This window comes from Ruegeria sp. L11, from assembly GCF_056531755.1.
Map to the genome: position 1 here is coordinate 39784 of NZ_JBQFMI010000018.1, position 17523 is coordinate 57306.

Consider the following 17523-nt stretch of genomic DNA (forward strand, 5'->3'; position numbering starts at 1 on the left):
AGACACCCGCAGGGTTCAACAGAGTGCAGACCCAAAGGTCAAGCGGAATCGCCCGTCATTTCGTCACGGAGGGGTCTTCTTTGTCACGATTTCCGGTTCCCTACCGCGTTTGCCGCCCGATTTTGGGAACACCGTCGATCTTGTTGCGGTAAGACGTGATCCAATCCTTGGTCTTCTCAAATGGCATGGGCTTGCCGATGCCAAACCCCTGAACATGATCGCAACCCAGTTGGGCCATCAGAGCGTGTTCACCCGGCGTTTCGACACCCTCGGCCAAAGTTTCCAGATGCAAACGTTCCGCCATCATCAGAATGGCGCTGGCAAGCTGTTGCTGGCTTGGGTCCAGATCCGCTTTGGCAACAAATGACCTGTCGATCTTGATGCGGGATACGTTGAACCGTTTGATAGAACCGATCGAGGCATGTCCTGTCCCGAAATCGTCCAGATCAATACAGCACCCCATTGCGGCAAGCCCGGTGACATTGCGGGTGATGACATCGTCGGGCCGTCTGGAGAACACGGTCTCCAACACCTCGACCGCCAGCCTGTCGGGGGTCAGATCGAATTGATCCAGTTCCCATTTCAGACGGTCGATCAGACCCGGATTGCGCAGTTCGTCAGATGAAAAGTTGATCCCGATGCGCGGCACCGACAGCATGGACCGATCCCAGTCGCGCATTGCGGAAAAGGAATGATGCCGCATGGCCTGACCCAACCGGTCCATCAGTTCGGCCTGTTCGGCAAAGGGCAGGAACACATTGGGGGCAAGAACCCCTTTTTTCGGATGTTCCCAGCGGGCCAGAGCTTCAAACCCGCTGATACGCCCGGTATCGGTTGAGATCTGGGGTTGAAACCATGGACGGATCTCACCGCTGTCCAGCGCCGCTTCGAATTCTTTGCGCAAGTTGATCCTGACCTGTGCCCGTCTGCGCGTCTGAGAGGAAAAAGCGCGAATCGTGGATGGCCCGTTTTGTTGTGCCTCCAAAAGGGCGTTATTTGCGGCCTCCTGCCAATCGATTGCAGAGCCGTCAGTGATATTGCTGCTCAGGCAAAAGCCGATGGAACAGGACATATACACGCCGGTACCATTCAGCATGATGGGATCTTCTACGGCGTTTTGCATACGGCCCGACATCTGAATACAAGCTTCCAAATCCAGTTGCCGTGCCGGGTGCAGAACAACCATCATCCTGTTTCCACCCATCCGGGTTGCGCAATCATTTGAGCGGATCATGGACAAAACGCGCGAGCAGAATTGCTGTGCAACGTGGTTTGCCGCCGCCTGTCCGTGCAGATCAAGCAATTGCGTAAAGTCATCCAGAACCACCGCGAAACAGGCCGAGTTTTCCCCCTTCAGGCGGGCGTCGGCAAATACCTTCTCCAAAACTGTTTCAAACTGGTCCTTTGACAGCAGACCGCCTGGACGCCAAAGCCCCTTACGCGACGGATTGGCTGCGAACGCATTGATGCCTGCGACGATCAGAGGCAAAATCAGGGCCAGTGCAACCAGGGCCTGTTCACCCCCAATCCAGAATGCACTCAGACAAAGCGCCGGTACAAAGGCCAGCGCTGCTGGGCCGCCCAGAACGGTTTTCAACGAATGGACAAAACGGTCGGTAAGGGGATGGTTCCGCATCAGCTTTCTGGCCCTGGGCATGATCTGCACAAGGCAAAGCCTATGAAACCAGTCTGAGTCAGTCGTTAACGCAGAAGCGGAATCTCTTCCAAATTCCCGGAATTTTCGTTGGAATTTAGCGAAAGGTTAATGAAATCAAATAGCTTTCCATCCAGAAGGTGCGATGGCCGCGCATTTGTTAACGCTCGGAACATAACCTGTCGCCGACCCGGGCTGTTCTTTTCCCATTGATCCAGAATCTGTTTGACCTGCTGGCGCTGCAACCCATCCTGACTGCCGCACAGGTCACAGGGAATGATCGGGTATTGCATCGCCTTTGCAAATTTCTCGCAATCGGCTTCGGCGACATGGGCGAGCGGGCGGAATACAAAAAGATCGCCTTCTTCATTCACCAGTTTCGGCGGCATTGTGGCCAGGCGGCCGCCGTGGAACAGGTTCATGAAAAACGTCTCAAGGATATCGTCGCGGTGATGCCCCAGGACGACCGCCGAGCATCCCTCCTCGCGCGCGATGCGATAGAGATTGCCACGGCGCAAACGGGAACACAGGGCGCAAAAGGTCCGGCCCTGCGGGACCTTGTCCATCACAACGGAATATGTGTCCTGATATTCGACCCGATGCGGTACGTCCATTCGACCCAGAAACTCGGGCAGGACCGTGGCCGGAAAGCCCGGCTGGCCCTGATCCAGATTGCAGGCCAGCAGATCGACAGGCAACAGGCCCCGCCATTTGAGCTCGTAGAGAACGGCCAGCAATGTATAGCTGTCCTTGCCACCCGAAAGACAGACCAGCCAGCGGGGTGGCTTGCCATCCTTGTCGTGGGCGGACGGATCCACCATCCCGTATTGCTCGATCGCTTCACGGGTCTGGCGCACAATACGTTTGCGCAGCTTCTTGAACTCGGTTGTCGAGGGCGCGCCGGCAAACAGCGGGTGGATATCGTCTGCATCATCAAACATGCGCCGTGGTTACAGCGGACCGAAGGCCCGGGCAAGGCGTAGAAGCAGGATCAACCGCGTTTGGAGCGTAGTTGCACCCGTGTTACCCTGCGCGTATTTTTCAGGAGGTATATTATGGACTACTTCTTTTCGGTCCGCGCCCGCAGCGGCGATCACTATTCAAACAAGGTGGGTGCCGCGCGATATCTGGCTATTCCGGGAAATGTCGGGCAACCGGCACGGCAGCATGAAATACCGCAGTCTCAATGGATAAGCCGGATTCAGGCCGAAGCCGGGGCGACGGCTACCGTGAATGGGCATATTGTCGTCTTCGTGCACGGGTTCAATACCGAGCAATATCAGATGCTGGAACGTCACCGCAAAATACGCACCGGTCTCGAGGCGCATGGCTTTAACGGTGTGGTCATCAGCTATGATTGGCCAAGCGATGGATCGGTTCTGGGCTATAACGTTGACCGGGCTGACGCGCGGCGTGCGGCAGAAAAATTGTTCAGTCACGGGATCACGCGGCTGTCCAGGATGCAGACCGCGGATTGCCGGTATAACGTCCATGTTCTGGCGCATTCCATGGGCACGTTCTTGGTGCGCGAAGCCATGGATTATGCCGATGACGACCATGAAACCGCGCAACACAGCTGGATGACCAGCCAGATCGCGTTTGTTGCGGCGGATGTATCCGCGAAATCGTTCCGTGACGGCAGTTCCAAGACCTCCTCTCTGATGCGACGTTGTACCAGGCTGACATGCTATTACAGCCCCTTTGACGAGGTTTTGTCGATTTCAGAGGTCAAGCGTGTCGGAGTATCGCGCCGACTGGGCCGTGTCGGAATGCCAAACGACCGGCCTGAGAAAGCGGTCAGTCTGTATTGCGGGTCCCATTTCAAGAATACCCGCGATGAATACGGGGATGGGCCTTCGGCGACACACAATTGGTATTTTGATTCGTCCCGGTTTTTCGAAGACCTGCACCATACGTTGATGGGAAAACTGGACCGAGAGGTCATTCCGACCCGCAGCTTCACCGACCGCGGCAACCTGGCGTTGACTTAAGGGTCGGTATTGTCGGGCACCGGATCGTAACCGTCACCGCCCCAGGGGTGGCACCGGCAAATCCGGTGCGCAGCCAGCCACGATCCCCGGATCGCGCCATGTTTTTCCAATGCTTCCAGTGCATAGGCCGAGCATGTGGGCTGATAGCGGCAGTTGAAACCAACCCAGGGGCTGAAAATCAGCCGGTACGCGCGAACGGGCAGGGCGACGATATGGGACAGGAAGGTCATTTGCGATCCGCATGCACTTTGCGAAGCGCATACCGCAAGTCGCTCAGCAGGACGTTATAAGGAAGATCGGCGGTTACATCAGCCCGCCCGATCAGCACATAGTCCCAACCTTCAAGACCAGACACAGGCAAGACGGCCCGTGCGACTTCTCTCAGGCGGCGCTTGGCACGATTGCGGGCCACGGCGTTGCCGACTTTCTTTGAGCAGGTAAAGCCAACGCGCAGCCCCACCGCTTCATCCGGAGCGCGTCTGCGGGCCTGCACCATCATCGAAGACGTTCCCTGCCTGCGCGCGCGGGCGGCTTTCAGGAAATCGGCTCTTTTTTTCAGGATCGTCAGGGATGTGGGTAGACAAACAGAAGCCGCCGGGGGCGTATTCCCGGGGTGGTTCTTACCATCCTCAGGGGCCTCCGGCGGCGTCATGTTCATACCCTGATCGGTGGGCGGTTTTACGCGCTCAGCGATTTGCGGCCGCGGGCGCGGCGTGCGTTCAGGATCTTGCGGCCGGCTTTGGTGGCCATGCGCGCGCGGAAACCGTGGCGGCGTTTGCGAACCAGGTTCGAAGGCTGATAGGTGCGTTTCATCGCTCCGTCTCCAATCTATAGCGGTCGGGTGCGGCGCGGATTCGCCTGGCCCTAGTGTTCGAAGCCCGTCCTCTACTGCCAAGCGAAGTGTAAGTCAAACCCCAACGGTCCGGTTTTCGCGGCTTTTGCAACAATTCTGTAAACCGGATGCAGAAAAGATTTCAAATCGGTCGATTATCGTCTGAAACTGTCACGTTCGCGGCCACATAGATCAAGGCCCCGTGAACCCCCTGTTGCCAAAAGCGCAAGCAGCGCATGTTGGGCGTAAGATGAAGCAAGAAGAACCGGAAGGCCAGATGTCCGAAACAAGCCACGCTCCACGAAACGGGTTGGCGCGTCATATCCCCTTGCTGGTGATTCTCGGTGTCGCCGCGGTGGGGTTTTTCACGCTGGGTGATTACCTGACTTTCGAAACCCTGCGCGACAACCGCGAAGCGTTGCTGGCGTGGCGGGACGCAAACTATTGGGCCATGGTGGCCGGGTTCGTTGCCGTCTATATCGTAATCGTCGCGTTTTCGCTGCCCGGGGCTGCTGTCGCCTCGATGACAGGTGGGTTCCTGTTTGGACTGTTTGCCGGAACGGTGTTCAATGTATTTTCGGCCACTATTGGCGCATCGGCCATCTTTTTGGCTGCCCGCTGGGGGTTGGGCAATGCTTTGACGGCCCGGCTGGATGCTTCAAAGGGGACGATTGGGAAGCTGAAAGACAGGTTGCGCGAGAACGAAATCTCGGTGCTGTTCCTGCTGCGGCTTGTCCCGGTTGTGCCGTTCTTTGTGGCCAATCTGGTGCCTGCGCTGGTGGGCGTCAAATTTCGCAATTTTCTGATCACGACGGCGCTGGGCATTATTCCGGGGGGTATCGTTTACACCTGGATCGGCGTTGGGCTGGGCGGTGTGTTCGACCGTGGCGAAACACCGGACGTATCTTTGTTGTGGGAACCCTTCGTCATTGGCCCCATTGTCGGCTTGTGTGTGCTGGCTGCTTTGCCGATTGTCATCAAGTCCCTGCGTGGCGGAAAGGACGCCTGACCCATGCAACACCTCAAGACAGATATCCTGGTCATTGGGGCCGGGTCCGGTGGGTTATCGGTTGCGGCCGGTGCCAGCCAGATGGGTGCGAAGGTGATCCTTCTGGAAGGGCACAAGATGGGTGGCGACTGCCTGAACTTCGGCTGCGTCCCGTCGAAAGCGCTGATCGCAAGCGGCAAAGCGGCCTTTGGTCAGGCGCATTCCGCCGCGTTTGGCGTGGCCGATGTAAACCCTCAGATCGACTATGCAGCGGCGAAGGATCATGTGCGGGATGTGATTGCCCAGATCGAACCGATGGACAGCCAGGAGCGCTTCGAAGGTTTGGGTGTCAAAGTGATCCGCGAATATGGCAGCTTTATCTCCCCGACCAAAGTGCAGGCCGGAGATCATGTCATCACCGCGCGCCGGATCGTGATTGCGACCGGGTCGTCGCCAATGGTTCCGCCAATCCCTGGTCTGGACACTGTACCTTATCAAACAAACGAAACCATCTTCGACCTGCGCGAGCGTCCGGAACACCTGCTGATCATTGGCGGTGGTCCGGTGGGTATGGAAATGGCGCAGGCTCATGTCCGGTTGGGCAGCAAGGTAACAGTCGTTGAAGGGCAGAGGGCGTTGGGCAAAGACGACCCCGAGGCCGCGTCCATTGTGCTGGAGGCTTTGCGCAGTGAAGGTGTCGTGATCCACGAAAACGCCGTGGTGGCCCAGATTCGCGGAAAGGATGGCGTTGTGGAGGTCGTGACCGAGAACGGCGATATTCACCGGGGCTCTCACCTTTTGATCGCCGTAGGGCGCAAGGCCAATATCGAGCGTCTGAACCTGACTGCGGCGGGAATTGACCGCACCAGAACCGGAATCAAGACGGATGACAGCTTGCGGACGTCAAACCGCCGGGTCTATGCGATTGGCGATGTCGTGGGGGGGCTGCAATTCACCCATGTTGCCGGGTATCATGCGGGTATCATCATTCGATCCGCCTTGTTCGGCCTGCCCTCCAGGGCGAAAACGGCGCATATCCCGTGGGCAACGTTCACCGATCCTGAACTGGCACAGGTAGGTCTGACCGAAGCTCAGGCCCGCGACCGGCATGGCGACAGGCTGGAGGTTGCGCGCTTTGATTATCACCACAATGACCGCGCTTTGGCCGAGCGCAAAACCAAAGGGTTCATCAAGGTCATGGTGGTGAAGGGCAGGCCCGTCGGCGCCACGATTGTGGGCCATCAGGCGGGCGAGTTGATAAACATGTGGTCGCTGGCTTTGGCCAATAATCTGAAGATGGGGCAGATAGCTGCTATGGTTTCACCCTATCCGACAATCGGAGAGCTTAACAAACGCGTTGCTGGCGCTTATTTCTCTCCAAGGCTGTTTGAGAATCAGACAGTTAAACGTGTGGTCAGGTTTGTTCAGCGTTGGATTCCCTGACCTGTAAAGGAGCGTAAATTGAACTCGCTGTCGGGCCGATTTCTGATCCTGACGACGGTCTTCGTTATGTTGGCCGAAATCCTGATCTTTGTCCCGTCGATTGCCCGGTTCCGCGAGGATTTCCTGCTGAACCGTCTGGAACGCGCTCAGATCGCATCGCTGGCTTTGTTGGCAGATGATATGCTGGCCGAAGATCTTGAGGCGGAATTGCTGGCGAATGCCGGTGTCTACAACGTGGTATTGCGTCGGGATGAAGTCCGCCAACTCATGCTGTCGTCTCCGATTCCAGAGGCAATCACCAAAACATTTGATCTACGGGATGCCGGTCCATGGATTTTGATCCGGGATGCGGTGAGCCGGATATTTATACCTGAAAATGAAGTCATCCGTATCATTGGCGAGCCGGTCAAGGGCGCGGGGCTGCTGATCGAGGTCACCATCGACAGCGCCCCCCTGCGTATGGCGATGGTTGATTACGGCCTGCGCATTCTGGGGCTGTCTTTTGTCATCTCGATCATCACGGCGTCCTTACTGTTCCTTGCGGTGCGCGTGGTTCTTGTCCGGCCCATCAAAAGCGTGGTTGGATATATGCAGCGCTATGCCAGCGCACCCGAGGACGCGCGCGGCATCATCTCGCCGAATTCCAGAGTGACGGAATTGCGCGAGGCTGAAGAAGCGCTGAAGATGCTGCAAACGGAACTGACGCAGGCTCTCAAACAGCGCGAGCGGCTGGCGCAACTGGGCGGGGCGGTTGCAAAGGTCAGCCATGACCTGCGCAACATTCTGACATCGGCGCAGCTGTTCACGGACAGGATCGAATCCAGTGATGACCCGCTGGTCCGGCGAATGGCTCCGAAGTTGGTGAATTCGATCACCCGTGCTGTATCGCTGTGTGAAAGCACATTGGCATTCGGCCGTGCAGAAGAACCTGCGCCCACCTTGACGATGGTGCCCCTACGGACAATTGCGGCTGACGTCGCCACCAGCGAACAGCTGGCAGTCGCAGGGGGCTGCGTCGAGATCGTGAACGAAGTGCCGGAAGATCTGATCGCCCGCGCCGACCCCGAGCAGTTGTTTCGTGTCATCATGAACCTCGTGCGTAACGCAAGACAGGCGTTGGAAGCCTCGGGTAAGCCGGGTCACATCACCATCGTCGGGTGTGAATATCAGGATGCCTGGTGTCTTGAAATTCGCGACACCGGGCCGGGTCTTCCGCCAAAAGCACGTGAAAACCTGTTCACACCGTTTCAGGGGGGGGTCCGCAAAGGAGGCTCTGGCCTGGGTCTTGCAATCTCTCAGGAACTGGTGCGCGGGCATGGCGGTAACCTGACACTGAAAGAGACCGGACCCGAAGGAACGATCTTTGAAATCAGGCTTCCGCGCGGTGACATGACTTTTTGATTTTTTTTTGAAGAATCGGCTTGCACGTCTTTGACCACAGGTCTAAATAGCGCCTCACCAACGCGGACCGATAGCTCAGCTGGATAGAGTACTTGACTACGAATCAAGGGGTCGGGGGTTCGAATCCTCCTCGGTCCGCCACTGGTTTTCTTGTCAGGCGACACATAGTTCTGCCACCAGCGACAGAACCTTGCCATTTTCGCCTCACTTCCTTCATCCAGCACCTAGACCGATTTCAATGATCCTGACTTCCCTTTTGGGAAAATCAGGGCTGATTGGCAGATCAGACGCCGAAGGCGCCTGTCCCTGCTGATCTGCCACGTGGCGAACGCGGATGGGGGCGAGGCAATGCTATTCGACAATGGTGGTGCGGCCCGCGGGCGTAGCTGAGGACACGGTGTTGTCTAATAGGGTTGCCCGAGGGGGAAGGCAGCGTCTTACCCCTGACGGCCAGAGGCGTTTGGCTCGTCCAAATCCCTCTGGCCCAGAACAAGAGCGGCTGGACGAGCTACATTGTCACAAGTAGGGTGCAAATCAGCCTAACTATGCCAAAAATAGGCAGAAAACAGAAGTATGCTACGCGTGTGACTTGCTTGGGGTGTAAGCACCCAAGCTGGCTTTAACGAGAGGCTCGGTTGAATTGATCGACGGTGTCCCAATCACTTGGGTCTTCGTCGGTGTTCAAGGACGGTGTTGCCTGAAACTGCAATATCGAAATTGAAATATCTAGAAACTCAGACCGAAGGGTTAGCTCTTGCAGAGTCTCTGAACCCCGGCTGAAAAACCACACACCCTTTGGACGTTCTACGGGTGTGTCAGACAGAAAACCTCGGCTCGAGCTATCGATTTCGCCGATAACTAACTCTGGTAGAGCCATACCGGATCGCACAAATATTCCACTTTTATATGCAGATTTGCTCGCGCGCCCCCAGAGCGCAAATCCGTCTCGTGAAACCACCATTGCAGCTCGAGTATCCGTAAATTCGATCCATTTTAGCGCTGCGGCAGTGAGCGACACACCGTATCTGTCGGTCACATGGTCAAGCATCTCCGCTGACATGTTTTGACCAGAGACCTGCGCGCGGTAGTCATCAATCGGCATCAACAGAAAGGAAGCAAAGGTATCGGCTTCTTCCTCTCTTTGTTGCTCAGATTCCTTCCACGCGTTGCTCTGCATCGGCTTGCATTGGAAAAGCGTATCGTTATCCAGTGCCCCAGACCTGTAGTTTTGTTCCGTAAGAACCGGTCGGTGCAGTTGATAATGTCCTAGCTCGTGGGCCATCGTGAAACGGTTACGTCCATCGTACCTGGGATCGTTGTTGTAAACGATATGCCATGCAGGTCTTTTTGAATGAGGCCGTAGCATTCCTTCAAACCCAGGAAGATCGCCCCCGACCACTTTATCTATTGGGTCGGGATTGTTCTTGGAAATTTCTTTAGCCAACAACGCAACATCGACAGGGAACCTATCCTCACCCAATGTCATCTTTAGCAATGTGGAAAGCCTAATAGCTTCTTTCTGCGGAGCTCTTTTCATCCAGCGTCAGTCAATCTTCATCTAAAGCGTCTAAAAACTTCTGCATCTGGCGTCGTTTTGCGGCATCTTGTTTCATGTACTTCCGGTAAAAGGCTTGGTCGCGTGCATCTTCAGCATCGGTGACGCTTGTGCCTTGCAGTAGGTAGTCAACTGTTGTTTCCAAGGCGGTTGCAATGCGCGCTAGCTTTTCAGCAGATGGCCTCGCGACATCCTTATTTTCAATTTCCCAGACATAGCTCTTACTCGAGTCAATTCTTTTTGCGAGCCCTTCCAAGGTCATAGAGGCTTCTTTGCGAAGCTGACGAATGCGGTCTCCGAGAGGTGTGGGCATCGGAACACTCCACTTATTTGATGGTTCGGTATTACCATACTTTTTGATCTTGACTTACACCACCCCCTAATTTACCGATTGGATGTTCGTTATTGCGAACTATGATTCTTGCTAATGCGTGAATAGAAGGAGGTCGCCATGACCAAAAGGAAAGGACCAGACAGCCATCATGTTGTCCCAAACCCAAAAGGAGGGTGGGACGTCAAACGAGGCGGTAGCAGCCGCGCCACCAGTCACCACGACACCAAACAAGCTGCCGTTGACAGTGGCCGGCAAGTCAGCCGAAATCAGGGAACCGAGTTTCGAATTCACAACAAGGATGGGCGGATCGCTCAAAGCGACAGTCATGGAAATGACCCGCATCCGCCTAAAGGTTAACTTAAGCGGTCTGGAAAGGGAGGAGTCAGACCACACTTCGTTGGGAGGCACCAGATGTCTTTTCGAAAAATACACTTACGCAAATTGCTAGCTGCTTTTGGCTCAACGGAGCCAAAACAAGTCAGTATGTTACGTGCTGATATACGATCTGAGGTAGCCAAGGAGATCGGTAAAAGAAGCGGCGGAGGTGACTTTCACGTTCCATTCTGGTCCGATGCTAAGAGCTACGTGCTTGATGGTACCGACTTAGCGCTGCGCACCGAAACGCGAGTTGCCTCGAACAAGCAACGTAAGCGATTGTACCCAAGTCTTCACGAAGGCTTTATGGACTGGTGGCTTAACAAAAAACGTTTCAACAACGAGGCAATAGTTCCGTATCCGACTGAGATAAAAGCGCAGTTCGCAGTTGAAGGGCTGGACGCCACGGTGAAAGTTGAGAATTTCCTAGGACTTTCTGTCGGCAGCCAAGAAAAGCGATTTATCTACCCCTATTTTGCAGAGAAGCCCGCCCTATCGGAGAAAAATGCACGTTTGGGTCTCTGGTTAATCTCAAAGGCGTTCCCAAATCATCAAATTGATGACTTCAGAATACTCGACGTTCTACGTGGGACATCTTTCTCACCAAAAGACTGCCGATGGCAGGGCAACGAAGACGCAACCTTCGAGTTGCTCTACGGAAAACTGCTAAAGCGGTGGGAAGAGCTAAGAATGGAATATTGAGTTGGTGAGGTTATGGTGAAGGAACTCGTTTAAACAAGCAATCTAAGCATCTTCAGCTTGTTGACTGCTGCTAAGAAGATGAGGCGCGCTTGAACCGACATTTTCTTTAATGGATTTTTGGAAAAGTACTTCGCGTGAAGTGTGGCCTTGATCCAGTTTTTCGATGATGGGCTGCGCGGTATCTGCATCCCACGGCTTTACATGCCCAGACTTGTCTTTCAGCTTCGACTTTGAGAATAGGTTTTTGTACCTTTGAGGCGTTATTCCTACAAACTGTTTAAACATAACCTTGTCAGTATCAGGCTTCTTTTGATCGATATCGATTGAGTCAGGATACAAGTCATCCGCAAAGCTTTTGGCGTAAGGCTCAAGGTAGAAAACCTCATGAACACCAGTTGCCACTATGTGCTTAGCGCAGTTGTGACATGGGAACGTTGTACAATATAGAGTCGAACCGGCCAAGCTGAGCCCCAATCGTGCAGCAGAAGAAATTGCCGCCATCTCAGCGTGCACAGCGCGGCCATATTCTAGAGTATCCAAAACTTGAGCCTTTTTTAGAGGAGCATCTTTTGAATCCAGGAACGCCCCAGCGATCGCCGTGTCATCTTCAAAATTCCTCTTAAGTTCACCAGAACGTGCCAGTCTTTGTACAATATCCACTACCATCTGGCGTTTGCGGATAGTGTTTGGATCTTTCCCAAGTGCAACATCTCGACCATCTTCGCCATCTTCAGGCCAGTAAGTTCCGCCGAGTGGCTTAGGCGCTTCGTTGTATCCGGTCGAAATCACATCGCTATCTCTAGAGATAGCCGCACCAACTTGACGAGCCGTGTCGCAGGAAGTCAACGATGTCTGATACGCAAGGTTCAAGAAAAATTCGCCTTTTGTTGGAGAGATGACAAAGTTTCCGAACAATGCGAAGAAGAACCGCTTTAGAAGTTTTTCGAGCTGTTCCCCATCAGAAGTGTCAACAACTACATCTGCAAGTGGGAACACATCGCTCACGCGCTGACCATGTCGCACTGAAGTTTCATCGTCATCGACGGTTACTAGCTCCATGGCCGCTGCCTGCCACTTGCTTGATTTTGGGGTGTCAGAATGGCCGTCCGCAATTTTCTGAGCCAATGTTTGTTTCAAGTGATCCGCTGGCGAGTGACAAGAAACCAAAATAAACTGTTGTCCATAAATTGATCGCAGTGCCGCGACTTCTTCGGGTCGCTTGATCTGATCAATAATGTATGCAGTGCGTCGAAGTGGTAAATTCGCGTTGCTATCGATGTTTTTTTCTCGCCGGATTGCTCGAATCCGTTCAATTGCGTATGACACAAAAAAATCGTCGCGAGTGCTTTCTTTACGCACTTCGTTGCACGCCTTGATGTACGTCTGATAACGCTTCTCAATAGGTGTTTCGGTGATTTCGAAACGGCGATTGGGATCTTTGACATAGTCCGTAAGTTTGATGTGGTGATGCTGGTAGTGGAGGCTGTGGAGTGTTTCTTCGATGCGTTTTATGACCATAGGCATGTCTGTGCCCAAACGTCCTACAAGACCAACTACAAGTTCCACATCTACGACTTTTTCCATAAACGATACCTCAAATGATCGCGTGACACGCTAGTGTACGTGTGTAACAGTGTCTACTATATCTTGACAGGGAGAGACCATGCAGAACCGAGAACAGGCCCCGCAGTTCGATTTCTCAAGCTCTTTTGAGCAGACCCTAAAGGACTACGAACAGACTTCCGAAGCGACACAAGCCGACTTTGAGCGCGCCCAAGAATGGCGTGAGAGTCAGGAAAAAGAAAACGTTGTAGAGATGAAATGACCTCATAAGTGTTGAGCTAACTAATAGCGACAAGACACAAAGAAACGGTGCTGACCTAGTCAGCACCGTTTTTCTTTTTGCTTAGTTTTGGGTCGCAAATCCACCCGAAATCCCGTGTGCTCGACAATCCATAGTGTGTTGATCCTGCCTTTAACCTTCCGAACAGCAGTTTCGCTTTGTCTTCTCCCAAACTCCTGGGCAGCTGGGCGATGCAAACGTGTTCTCTAGCGAAACTGCTGTACGGCGTAGTTTTTGGCGATAGCGGTTGGCAATGTGCCGCTTGACCTTCTTTGTTCGACAACGGATAGTGTGGATGGCCTAGCGCGTAGGCCGGTGTGCCCGCCATGCGAAGCAAAGCAGCGCGAATTTACTTTTTTGGATACCATGCCGTTGGCAGGGTCCGATAAGCAGCGGGCACCTTTTCGGATCCAGTTCGGATATGGATCATGAAACCGACACATTCACTAAAAAAACTGAAAGAACTGTCAAAGCGCTATGCACGAGCGCAACAGGTTCCTTTACACGAAGCACGTGACTTTGTTGCCAGGCATCTTGGGTTCCCACATTGGAACGACGTCACAAGGGAGCACAGAACAGGTTGGCTTCCAACGCAGGCGCAACTGTCGAGCGTAGAAAGCCTGCTCATAAACTCTCTTCCTGGAGATGAAGCTGGCCGACCCAAACATGGCTCTTATATTCAAACCTCGATTTTCGAAAACGATGTTCAACACGGAAAGATCGACGGGCACGAATACCAAATCTCAGTTTCACTGGGCGATGTTCATTTGTACGGGACAGGATGGCACCTTCACGTACCGGAGGCACCGAACAAGGCACCTCGCCTTGAGATCGCTGCGCAGATCGAACAAGAGGCACCCGTTCACGAACCGCAGTTTCAGAAACAGGCACTTAGTATTGCACTCAAACGTGCGGAACAGGTTCGTGCCGGTATTGCGTCTGACTGGCCGAGACGGTCTACAAAACCTGACAAAGAAGGTGTCGTCCGTCATCCGATCAGTGGCGCTGAATCGAATAAATGGTATTGCCTGCATTGTGACTCGTCGATGACGGGCAATCAGATTGCGAAGAGCCTTTGGCATTGCCCAACTTGTGGCGCTTCTCCACTCGATATCCACGAGAATGCTTGGTGGCCTAAAGACGGAGATGCGCGACCTAAACCAATAGCGGACAACGACATTCCTAAGAGGCCTGATCTAGTTGTTGATGTCAGAGACACGCGGCTGAAATTAGAGCTTGATCCAGAAAAAATTACACTTTTGATCCGAAGCGCGCTTGTAGAAGATGCTTCAAACGCAAGCGAGCGTTTGGGGGCACTGTTTGCAGAAATATCCGTTGATGAAGACAACGATGTCTGGATCACCTTTGATGAAGACCTTTGGCCGGAGTACAAGGAACCAGTTTCTGCTCTGAAGGTAGCGGCTCTTCTCGGAATCAATGTTGAGCAAGAGCTATGCCTGCGGGAGTTGCCTTTTGCTTGGCCGGGGTTGGGCGAGCACACCTCCAGTACCGTTGAGTACACTGAAATGATGCTCAAAGCTTACGCCAGCCAGCGAGCAGATAAATCTACTGAATAGCCAAGATAGACAGACAGAAGGCTGTTGAGAATGCTCCGCAGCCTTCGCCTTATGAAAGCCAATTGCAGAATTGGTCAACTTCGGTTCTTGGGAAGCTGCGCTGCTGCGCAAACGTTAGCGTCGAATGACCGGCATGGGCCGAACCAAGAGTTTTCTAAGTTTGCTGGTATGCCCTTGAGGTGCACACGACAAACCTACGGTGGCCGTGATGATTTTGAGAGTTTTCTCGGTCGACCGTTATAACCCACGATTAGCTTTTCGCCCTCAAGCAGATGCAGTGCCGTTTTCCAATGGATTTTGAATTCTCGCGCCACCCTGTTGATTATCTGGGTCTCTATCCAGATGCGGCGCAGCTTTTGTTTTGGCACTTTTGGTTTACGAACCCCGCGCCGCACTTCGAAGCCGCGTTCCCTAAAGAGCCTGGAAAGCGTTGCTGGCTTCATCCCGTTTGCGTTGGCAATATCTGAGCAGGTATTTCCCTTTTCATATTGCCTATAGAGGCGTTGAACATAGTCGACGCCAAGCAAGTCCAGGAGCCGTCGCACAACCAACGGGCTAATTCCGAGCCGCGCGGCAAATTCCTTATGGGTTTTACTTTGTCTAAGCAAAGCGAGGATTTTGCGGCGCAGGTACGGCTGCCACGCATTTGGCGTCTCTCTCAAGAAAATAGTCGGAACTCTGCCGCACTTTATTTCGACTACTGTGTTCAAGCCTTACCCAGTTCCTTCAACGTCAGATACCTCGATTTGCGTCTCTTGGCGCAAAGCCATCGGCGTTTCAGCAGCTTAGCTGATTGTCTTCCGACATGGCATTGAAACTTTGGGGCATGAAAGTACAACTTATTACTAATAAACAATAAAAATGACATCTGCGAGGTCGTTTGGTAGATTTCGGTAACCGGAATCAGTCGGAACATTTGACATGACAGAGAATCTGATTGTCGATCTCGCCAAACATGAGCAGATCAAGTGTGACCTTCGGCTTAAGGGCAGTTCACTGGCTAAGCTGAGCCGTGACATCGGTCGTTCCATCAGCTCAGTGTCTACTGTGTCGCAAGGATACAGGCGCTCCGACTACGTACAGAAAGCCATAGCAGAAAAGCTTGGGACAACACCTGAGGCTCTGTGGCCGGAACGCTATGGATAACGGAGGTGCCCAAATATGAGCTAGCAACAACCTCATAGGAAGGAAAGAAAAAGGCCTCGCAAGCCACTACACCGCGAGACCTTTTATTCTGTATCGATACGTAACCGATACACCTTCTTCCCCCGCCATGATCGCAAAGTCAACTGTTTCGTCGTCGCTTTTGGCGATGAGGTGGCTTGGCTTTGCCCAAGGAACACCAAAAGAAGGTGGAGAGGCATGATCGGCCCAAGCTGGTCGGCGCTCCAAATCACAGACATGAAAGATGATGAGTTCACATTAACGGGCGAGATGTCGCCTGAGCCCAGCCGTGCGACACGGAGTATTTCGCGACGATCCAAGCACAGCTCTAGAGGCGGGATAGTTGTTGACCTGCCGGGAAACAGACGCCCAAGGATCGTGCATTTTGAGAGCAAGTTGGAACAGCGCGTCTTGTTTCTGTACTTGGCCAATCATGATGTCGTCGACATTTGGGAACAGCCGCCGTTCATCAGATATCGAGATGAGTCTGGAAAGCGAAAGCACCACTTCTTCGATTTCCAGGTAGTACTTGGAGATGGTCGTCGCCTGGCGCTCGCCGTAAAGCCATGGAAAATTGCCCAGAAGAGCGGCTTCCCCCGCGAGTTGAAGCGAATTCGTGCAGCAACGCCCAAGGAATTTGCCGACGAAGTTGTGCTTGTGACCGATAGGCACTTCACCCGTGCCGAAGCACTCAACGCGCAGCGTTTTGTTGAATTTTCAAGATCACGAAATTCCGACCACCAAAAACGTCTTGAAGCCCTTGTCAGAGACAACGAATTTCCGAGGACAGTTGGTGAGCTGTCGCAGATGCTGAACTTGGGTGGCCACGGTTTCCGTGCCGTGGTGATCGCTATCTATGAGGGCTTGCTCAACACTGACAAGAGACACCTGATCGATCTCGATACTTTGGTGTGCAGTGGAGGTTTGAAATGAAACTTCCCCTCAGAGTGACTGTAAATGACCGATTGTCCGTTGATGGGCGCGAGCACCGCCTCACCGAAAAAACCGAACTGGGATGTCATTTTGAAGCCGTTGATGAGCCCGCCCATGTTCTTTCTCTCACCTTCGATGAGCTGCATGATTTGTTGAGAAGACCCAATGTAGAGTTCGAGCCTGGATACTTCCTTTTGCAAAGTCAGAAAGCTCGGATGAGCGCTGGTTTGGACACCCTTGCAAGTATGCCTGAGCATCTATGTGAAATCGTCAGTTGGCGTAGCGCTTGGGTTGATGCTTTTTTGCAGTTCCAGTCATCTGGCGAATTGAAGCGCACAGACGAATCCATCGTGCGTGCGATGCCCTCGCTTGAAGTGCATGTGAACAGGCAAATGCGCGCAGCTCAGAGAAAGTGGCGCAAGCCACGGGCTGGGAACGAAAGCAAACTCAAAGATCCACCGAGCCCCACACACTCCGTGAATGGGTCAAGAGATTTGAGAATGCTGGGTATTCGCCATTTGGATTGGTTCCTCAGACCCATAGGTGCGGCAATCGGAGCCCAAGATTCTGCTTAGAAGCCTCTCGACTGATGGGTGAGTGCATTGAGGGCTATTTGACTCGAGATCAAGCAAAAAGGGGCTGTGAACCGGCATGCAAAATTGACCCCTGTACTGGGGTAATCGGCGTCCAAAGTTGACCCTCCTGGTATTTGGTTTCGTTAGCTTCCTCGC

The 17523-nt window shown here is 53.5% G+C and carries 20 protein-coding genes and 1 tRNA gene; 12 read left to right on the plus strand and 9 right to left on the minus strand.

Annotated features, from left to right (window positions below; translation table 11 throughout):
• Positions 1-100: 100 nt before the first annotated feature.
• Together ACR0CE_RS18250 and ttcA are read right to left on the minus strand one after the other, a co-directional pair.
• A complete protein-coding gene (locus ACR0CE_RS18250; RefSeq protein WP_480833384.1) occupies positions 101-1657 on the minus strand; it encodes a putative bifunctional diguanylate cyclase/phosphodiesterase in 1557 nt (518 codons plus the stop codon).
• A gap of 44 nt (positions 1658-1701) precedes the next feature.
• Positions 1702-2595 (minus strand): tRNA 2-thiocytidine(32) synthetase TtcA, encoded by an 894-nt coding sequence (gene ttcA / locus ACR0CE_RS18255; RefSeq protein ID WP_480484755.1) that lies wholly within the window; start codon positions 2593-2595, stop codon positions 1702-1704.
• A gap of 114 nt (positions 2596-2709) precedes the next feature.
• Between ttcA and ACR0CE_RS18260 the strand changes: the two genes are divergently transcribed.
• The gene (locus ACR0CE_RS18260) at positions 2710-3645 is read left to right on the plus strand and encodes an alpha/beta fold hydrolase (RefSeq protein WP_480833385.1); all 936 of its coding nucleotides are present in this window, start codon (positions 2710-2712) and stop codon (positions 3643-3645) included.
• Here ACR0CE_RS18260 and yidD read toward each other — a convergent pair.
• The 3 genes from yidD to rpmH are packed head-to-tail and all read right to left on the minus strand — an operon-like array spanning position 3642 to position 4458.
• Positions 3642-3875 (minus strand): membrane protein insertion efficiency factor YidD, encoded by a 234-nt coding sequence (yidD, locus tag ACR0CE_RS18265; RefSeq protein ID WP_209505895.1) that lies wholly within the window; start codon positions 3873-3875, stop codon positions 3642-3644. The genes ACR0CE_RS18260 and yidD overlap by 4 nt on opposite strands.
• Positions 3872-4297 (minus strand): ribonuclease P protein component, encoded by a 426-nt coding sequence (gene rnpA / locus ACR0CE_RS18270; RefSeq protein WP_480833386.1) that lies wholly within the window; start codon positions 4295-4297, stop codon positions 3872-3874. Before rnpA ends, yidD begins: the two co-directional genes overlap by 4 nt.
• A gap of 26 nt (positions 4298-4323) precedes the next feature.
• The gene (gene rpmH, locus ACR0CE_RS18275) at positions 4324-4458 is read right to left on the minus strand and encodes a 50S ribosomal protein L34 (protein ID WP_005980833.1); all 135 of its coding nucleotides are present in this window, start codon (positions 4456-4458) and stop codon (positions 4324-4326) included.
• A gap of 269 nt (positions 4459-4727) precedes the next feature.
• Here rpmH and ACR0CE_RS18280 point away from each other — a divergent pair, with 269 nt between their 5' ends.
• From ACR0CE_RS18280 to ACR0CE_RS18295, 4 genes are all read left to right on the plus strand, one after another.
• On the plus strand, positions 4728-5486 hold the full coding sequence (locus ACR0CE_RS18280; protein ID WP_267366121.1) for a TVP38/TMEM64 family protein: 759 nt from the start codon (positions 4728-4730) through the stop codon (positions 5484-5486).
• 3 nt (positions 5487-5489) lie between these two features.
• Entirely contained in the window at positions 5490-6908 is a 1419-nt protein-coding gene (locus ACR0CE_RS18285) for a dihydrolipoyl dehydrogenase family protein (RefSeq protein ID WP_480774290.1), read from the plus strand.
• An 18-nt stretch (positions 6909-6926) separates the two neighbouring features.
• The gene (locus ACR0CE_RS18290) at positions 6927-8309 is read left to right on the plus strand and encodes an ATP-binding protein (RefSeq protein WP_480508479.1); all 1383 of its coding nucleotides are present in this window, start codon (positions 6927-6929) and stop codon (positions 8307-8309) included.
• 64 nt (positions 8310-8373) lie between these two features.
• Positions 8374-8450 (plus strand) — tRNA-Arg (locus ACR0CE_RS18295).
• Positions 8451-8928: 478 nt separating this feature from the next.
• On the opposite strand, the gene ACR0CE_RS18300 is transcribed toward ACR0CE_RS18295, so the two are convergent.
• Both ACR0CE_RS18300 and ACR0CE_RS18305 read right to left on the minus strand, forming a co-directional pair.
• A complete protein-coding gene (locus ACR0CE_RS18300; protein WP_480833387.1) occupies positions 8929-9846 on the minus strand; it encodes an ImmA/IrrE family metallo-endopeptidase in 918 nt (305 codons plus the stop codon).
• Between the two features lie 10 nt (positions 9847-9856).
• A complete protein-coding gene (locus tag ACR0CE_RS18305) occupies positions 9857-10177 on the minus strand; it encodes a helix-turn-helix domain-containing protein (RefSeq protein WP_480833388.1) in 321 nt (106 codons plus the stop codon).
• A gap of 138 nt (positions 10178-10315) precedes the next feature.
• On the opposite strand from ACR0CE_RS18305, the gene ACR0CE_RS18310 reads away from it, so the two are divergent.
• Positions 10316-10555, plus strand: coding sequence for a DUF2188 domain-containing protein (locus tag ACR0CE_RS18310; RefSeq protein WP_170753510.1), 240 nt, complete (start codon positions 10316-10318; stop codon positions 10553-10555).
• 54 nt (positions 10556-10609) lie between these two features.
• Positions 10610-11275 (plus strand): hypothetical protein, encoded by a 666-nt coding sequence (locus ACR0CE_RS18315; protein WP_480833389.1) that lies wholly within the window; start codon positions 10610-10612, stop codon positions 11273-11275.
• Between the two features lie 42 nt (positions 11276-11317).
• Here the strand turns inward: ACR0CE_RS18315 and ACR0CE_RS18320 are convergent, their stop codons facing one another.
• Complete coding sequence (locus ACR0CE_RS18320) at positions 11318-12859, minus strand: anti-phage dCTP deaminase (protein ID WP_480833390.1); 1542 nt, start codon at positions 12857-12859, stop codon at positions 11318-11320.
• Between the two features lie 79 nt (positions 12860-12938).
• Between ACR0CE_RS18320 and ACR0CE_RS18325 the strand changes: the two genes are divergently transcribed.
• Together ACR0CE_RS18325 and ACR0CE_RS18330 are read left to right on the plus strand one after the other, a co-directional pair.
• A complete protein-coding gene (locus ACR0CE_RS18325) occupies positions 12939-13100 on the plus strand; it encodes a hypothetical protein (protein WP_480833391.1) in 162 nt (53 codons plus the stop codon).
• A 446-nt stretch (positions 13101-13546) separates the two neighbouring features.
• Complete coding sequence (locus ACR0CE_RS18330; RefSeq protein ID WP_480833392.1) at positions 13547-14695, plus strand: hypothetical protein; 1149 nt, start codon at positions 13547-13549, stop codon at positions 14693-14695.
• A gap of 194 nt (positions 14696-14889) precedes the next feature.
• On the opposite strand, the gene ACR0CE_RS18335 is transcribed toward ACR0CE_RS18330, so the two are convergent.
• Positions 14890-15357 (minus strand): hypothetical protein, encoded by a 468-nt coding sequence (locus ACR0CE_RS18335; protein ID WP_480833393.1) that lies wholly within the window; start codon positions 15355-15357, stop codon positions 14890-14892.
• 259 nt (positions 15358-15616) lie between these two features.
• On the opposite strand from ACR0CE_RS18335, the gene ACR0CE_RS18340 reads away from it, so the two are divergent.
• The 3 genes from ACR0CE_RS18340 to ACR0CE_RS18350 all read left to right on the plus strand — a co-directional run bounded on the left by ACR0CE_RS18340 (position 15617) and on the right by ACR0CE_RS18350 (position 17367).
• Positions 15617-15841: a helix-turn-helix domain-containing protein gene (locus tag ACR0CE_RS18340; RefSeq protein WP_480833394.1), complete on the plus strand. Its 225-nt coding sequence runs from the start codon at positions 15617-15619 to the stop codon at positions 15839-15841.
• A 216-nt stretch (positions 15842-16057) separates the two neighbouring features.
• Positions 16058-16792, plus strand: a complete 735-nt coding sequence (locus ACR0CE_RS18345) for a PDDEXK family nuclease (RefSeq protein WP_480833396.1) — start codon at positions 16058-16060, stop codon at positions 16790-16792.
• Positions 16789-17367, plus strand: a complete 579-nt coding sequence (locus tag ACR0CE_RS18350) for a hypothetical protein (RefSeq protein ID WP_480833397.1) — start codon at positions 16789-16791, stop codon at positions 17365-17367. The genes ACR0CE_RS18345 and ACR0CE_RS18350 overlap by 4 nt, the downstream gene beginning before the upstream one ends.
• Positions 17368-17523 lie beyond the last annotated feature (156 nt).

Coding starts and splice junctions, on each gene's coding strand:
- ACR0CE_RS18250 (WP_480833384.1), bottom strand. CDS start 1,657: ATGCCCAGGGCCAGAAAGCTGATGCGGAACCATCCCCTTACCGACCGT.
- ttcA (WP_480484755.1), bottom strand. CDS start 2,595: ATGTTTGATGATGCAGACGATATCCACCCGCTGTTTGCCGGCGCGCCC.
- ACR0CE_RS18260 (WP_480833385.1), top strand. CDS start 2,710: ATGGACTACTTCTTTTCGGTCCGCGCCCGCAGCGGCGATCACTATTCA.
- yidD (WP_209505895.1), bottom strand. CDS start 3,875: ATGACCTTCCTGTCCCATATCGTCGCCCTGCCCGTTCGCGCGTACCGG.
- rnpA (WP_480833386.1), bottom strand. CDS start 4,297: ATGACGCCGCCGGAGGCCCCTGAGGATGGTAAGAACCACCCCGGGAAT.
- rpmH (WP_005980833.1), bottom strand. CDS start 4,458: ATGAAACGCACCTATCAGCCTTCGAACCTGGTTCGCAAACGCCGCCAC.
- ACR0CE_RS18280 (WP_267366121.1), top strand. CDS start 4,728: ATGAAGCAAGAAGAACCGGAAGGCCAGATGTCCGAAACAAGCCACGCT.
- ACR0CE_RS18285 (WP_480774290.1), top strand. CDS start 5,490: ATGCAACACCTCAAGACAGATATCCTGGTCATTGGGGCCGGGTCCGGT.
- ACR0CE_RS18300 (WP_480833387.1), bottom strand. CDS start 9,846: ATGAAAAGAGCTCCGCAGAAAGAAGCTATTAGGCTTTCCACATTGCTA.
- ACR0CE_RS18305 (WP_480833388.1), bottom strand. CDS start 10,177: ATGCCCACACCTCTCGGAGACCGCATTCGTCAGCTTCGCAAAGAAGCC.
- ACR0CE_RS18310 (WP_170753510.1), top strand. CDS start 10,316: ATGACCAAAAGGAAAGGACCAGACAGCCATCATGTTGTCCCAAACCCA.
- ACR0CE_RS18315 (WP_480833389.1), top strand. CDS start 10,610: ATGTCTTTTCGAAAAATACACTTACGCAAATTGCTAGCTGCTTTTGGC.
- ACR0CE_RS18320 (WP_480833390.1), bottom strand. CDS start 12,859: ATGGAAAAAGTCGTAGATGTGGAACTTGTAGTTGGTCTTGTAGGACGT.
- ACR0CE_RS18325 (WP_480833391.1), top strand. CDS start 12,939: ATGCAGAACCGAGAACAGGCCCCGCAGTTCGATTTCTCAAGCTCTTTT.
- ACR0CE_RS18330 (WP_480833392.1), top strand. CDS start 13,547: ATGAAACCGACACATTCACTAAAAAAACTGAAAGAACTGTCAAAGCGC.
- ACR0CE_RS18340 (WP_480833394.1), top strand. CDS start 15,617: ATGACAGAGAATCTGATTGTCGATCTCGCCAAACATGAGCAGATCAAG.
- ACR0CE_RS18345 (WP_480833396.1), top strand. CDS start 16,058: ATGATCGGCCCAAGCTGGTCGGCGCTCCAAATCACAGACATGAAAGAT.
- ACR0CE_RS18350 (WP_480833397.1), top strand. CDS start 16,789: ATGAAACTTCCCCTCAGAGTGACTGTAAATGACCGATTGTCCGTTGAT.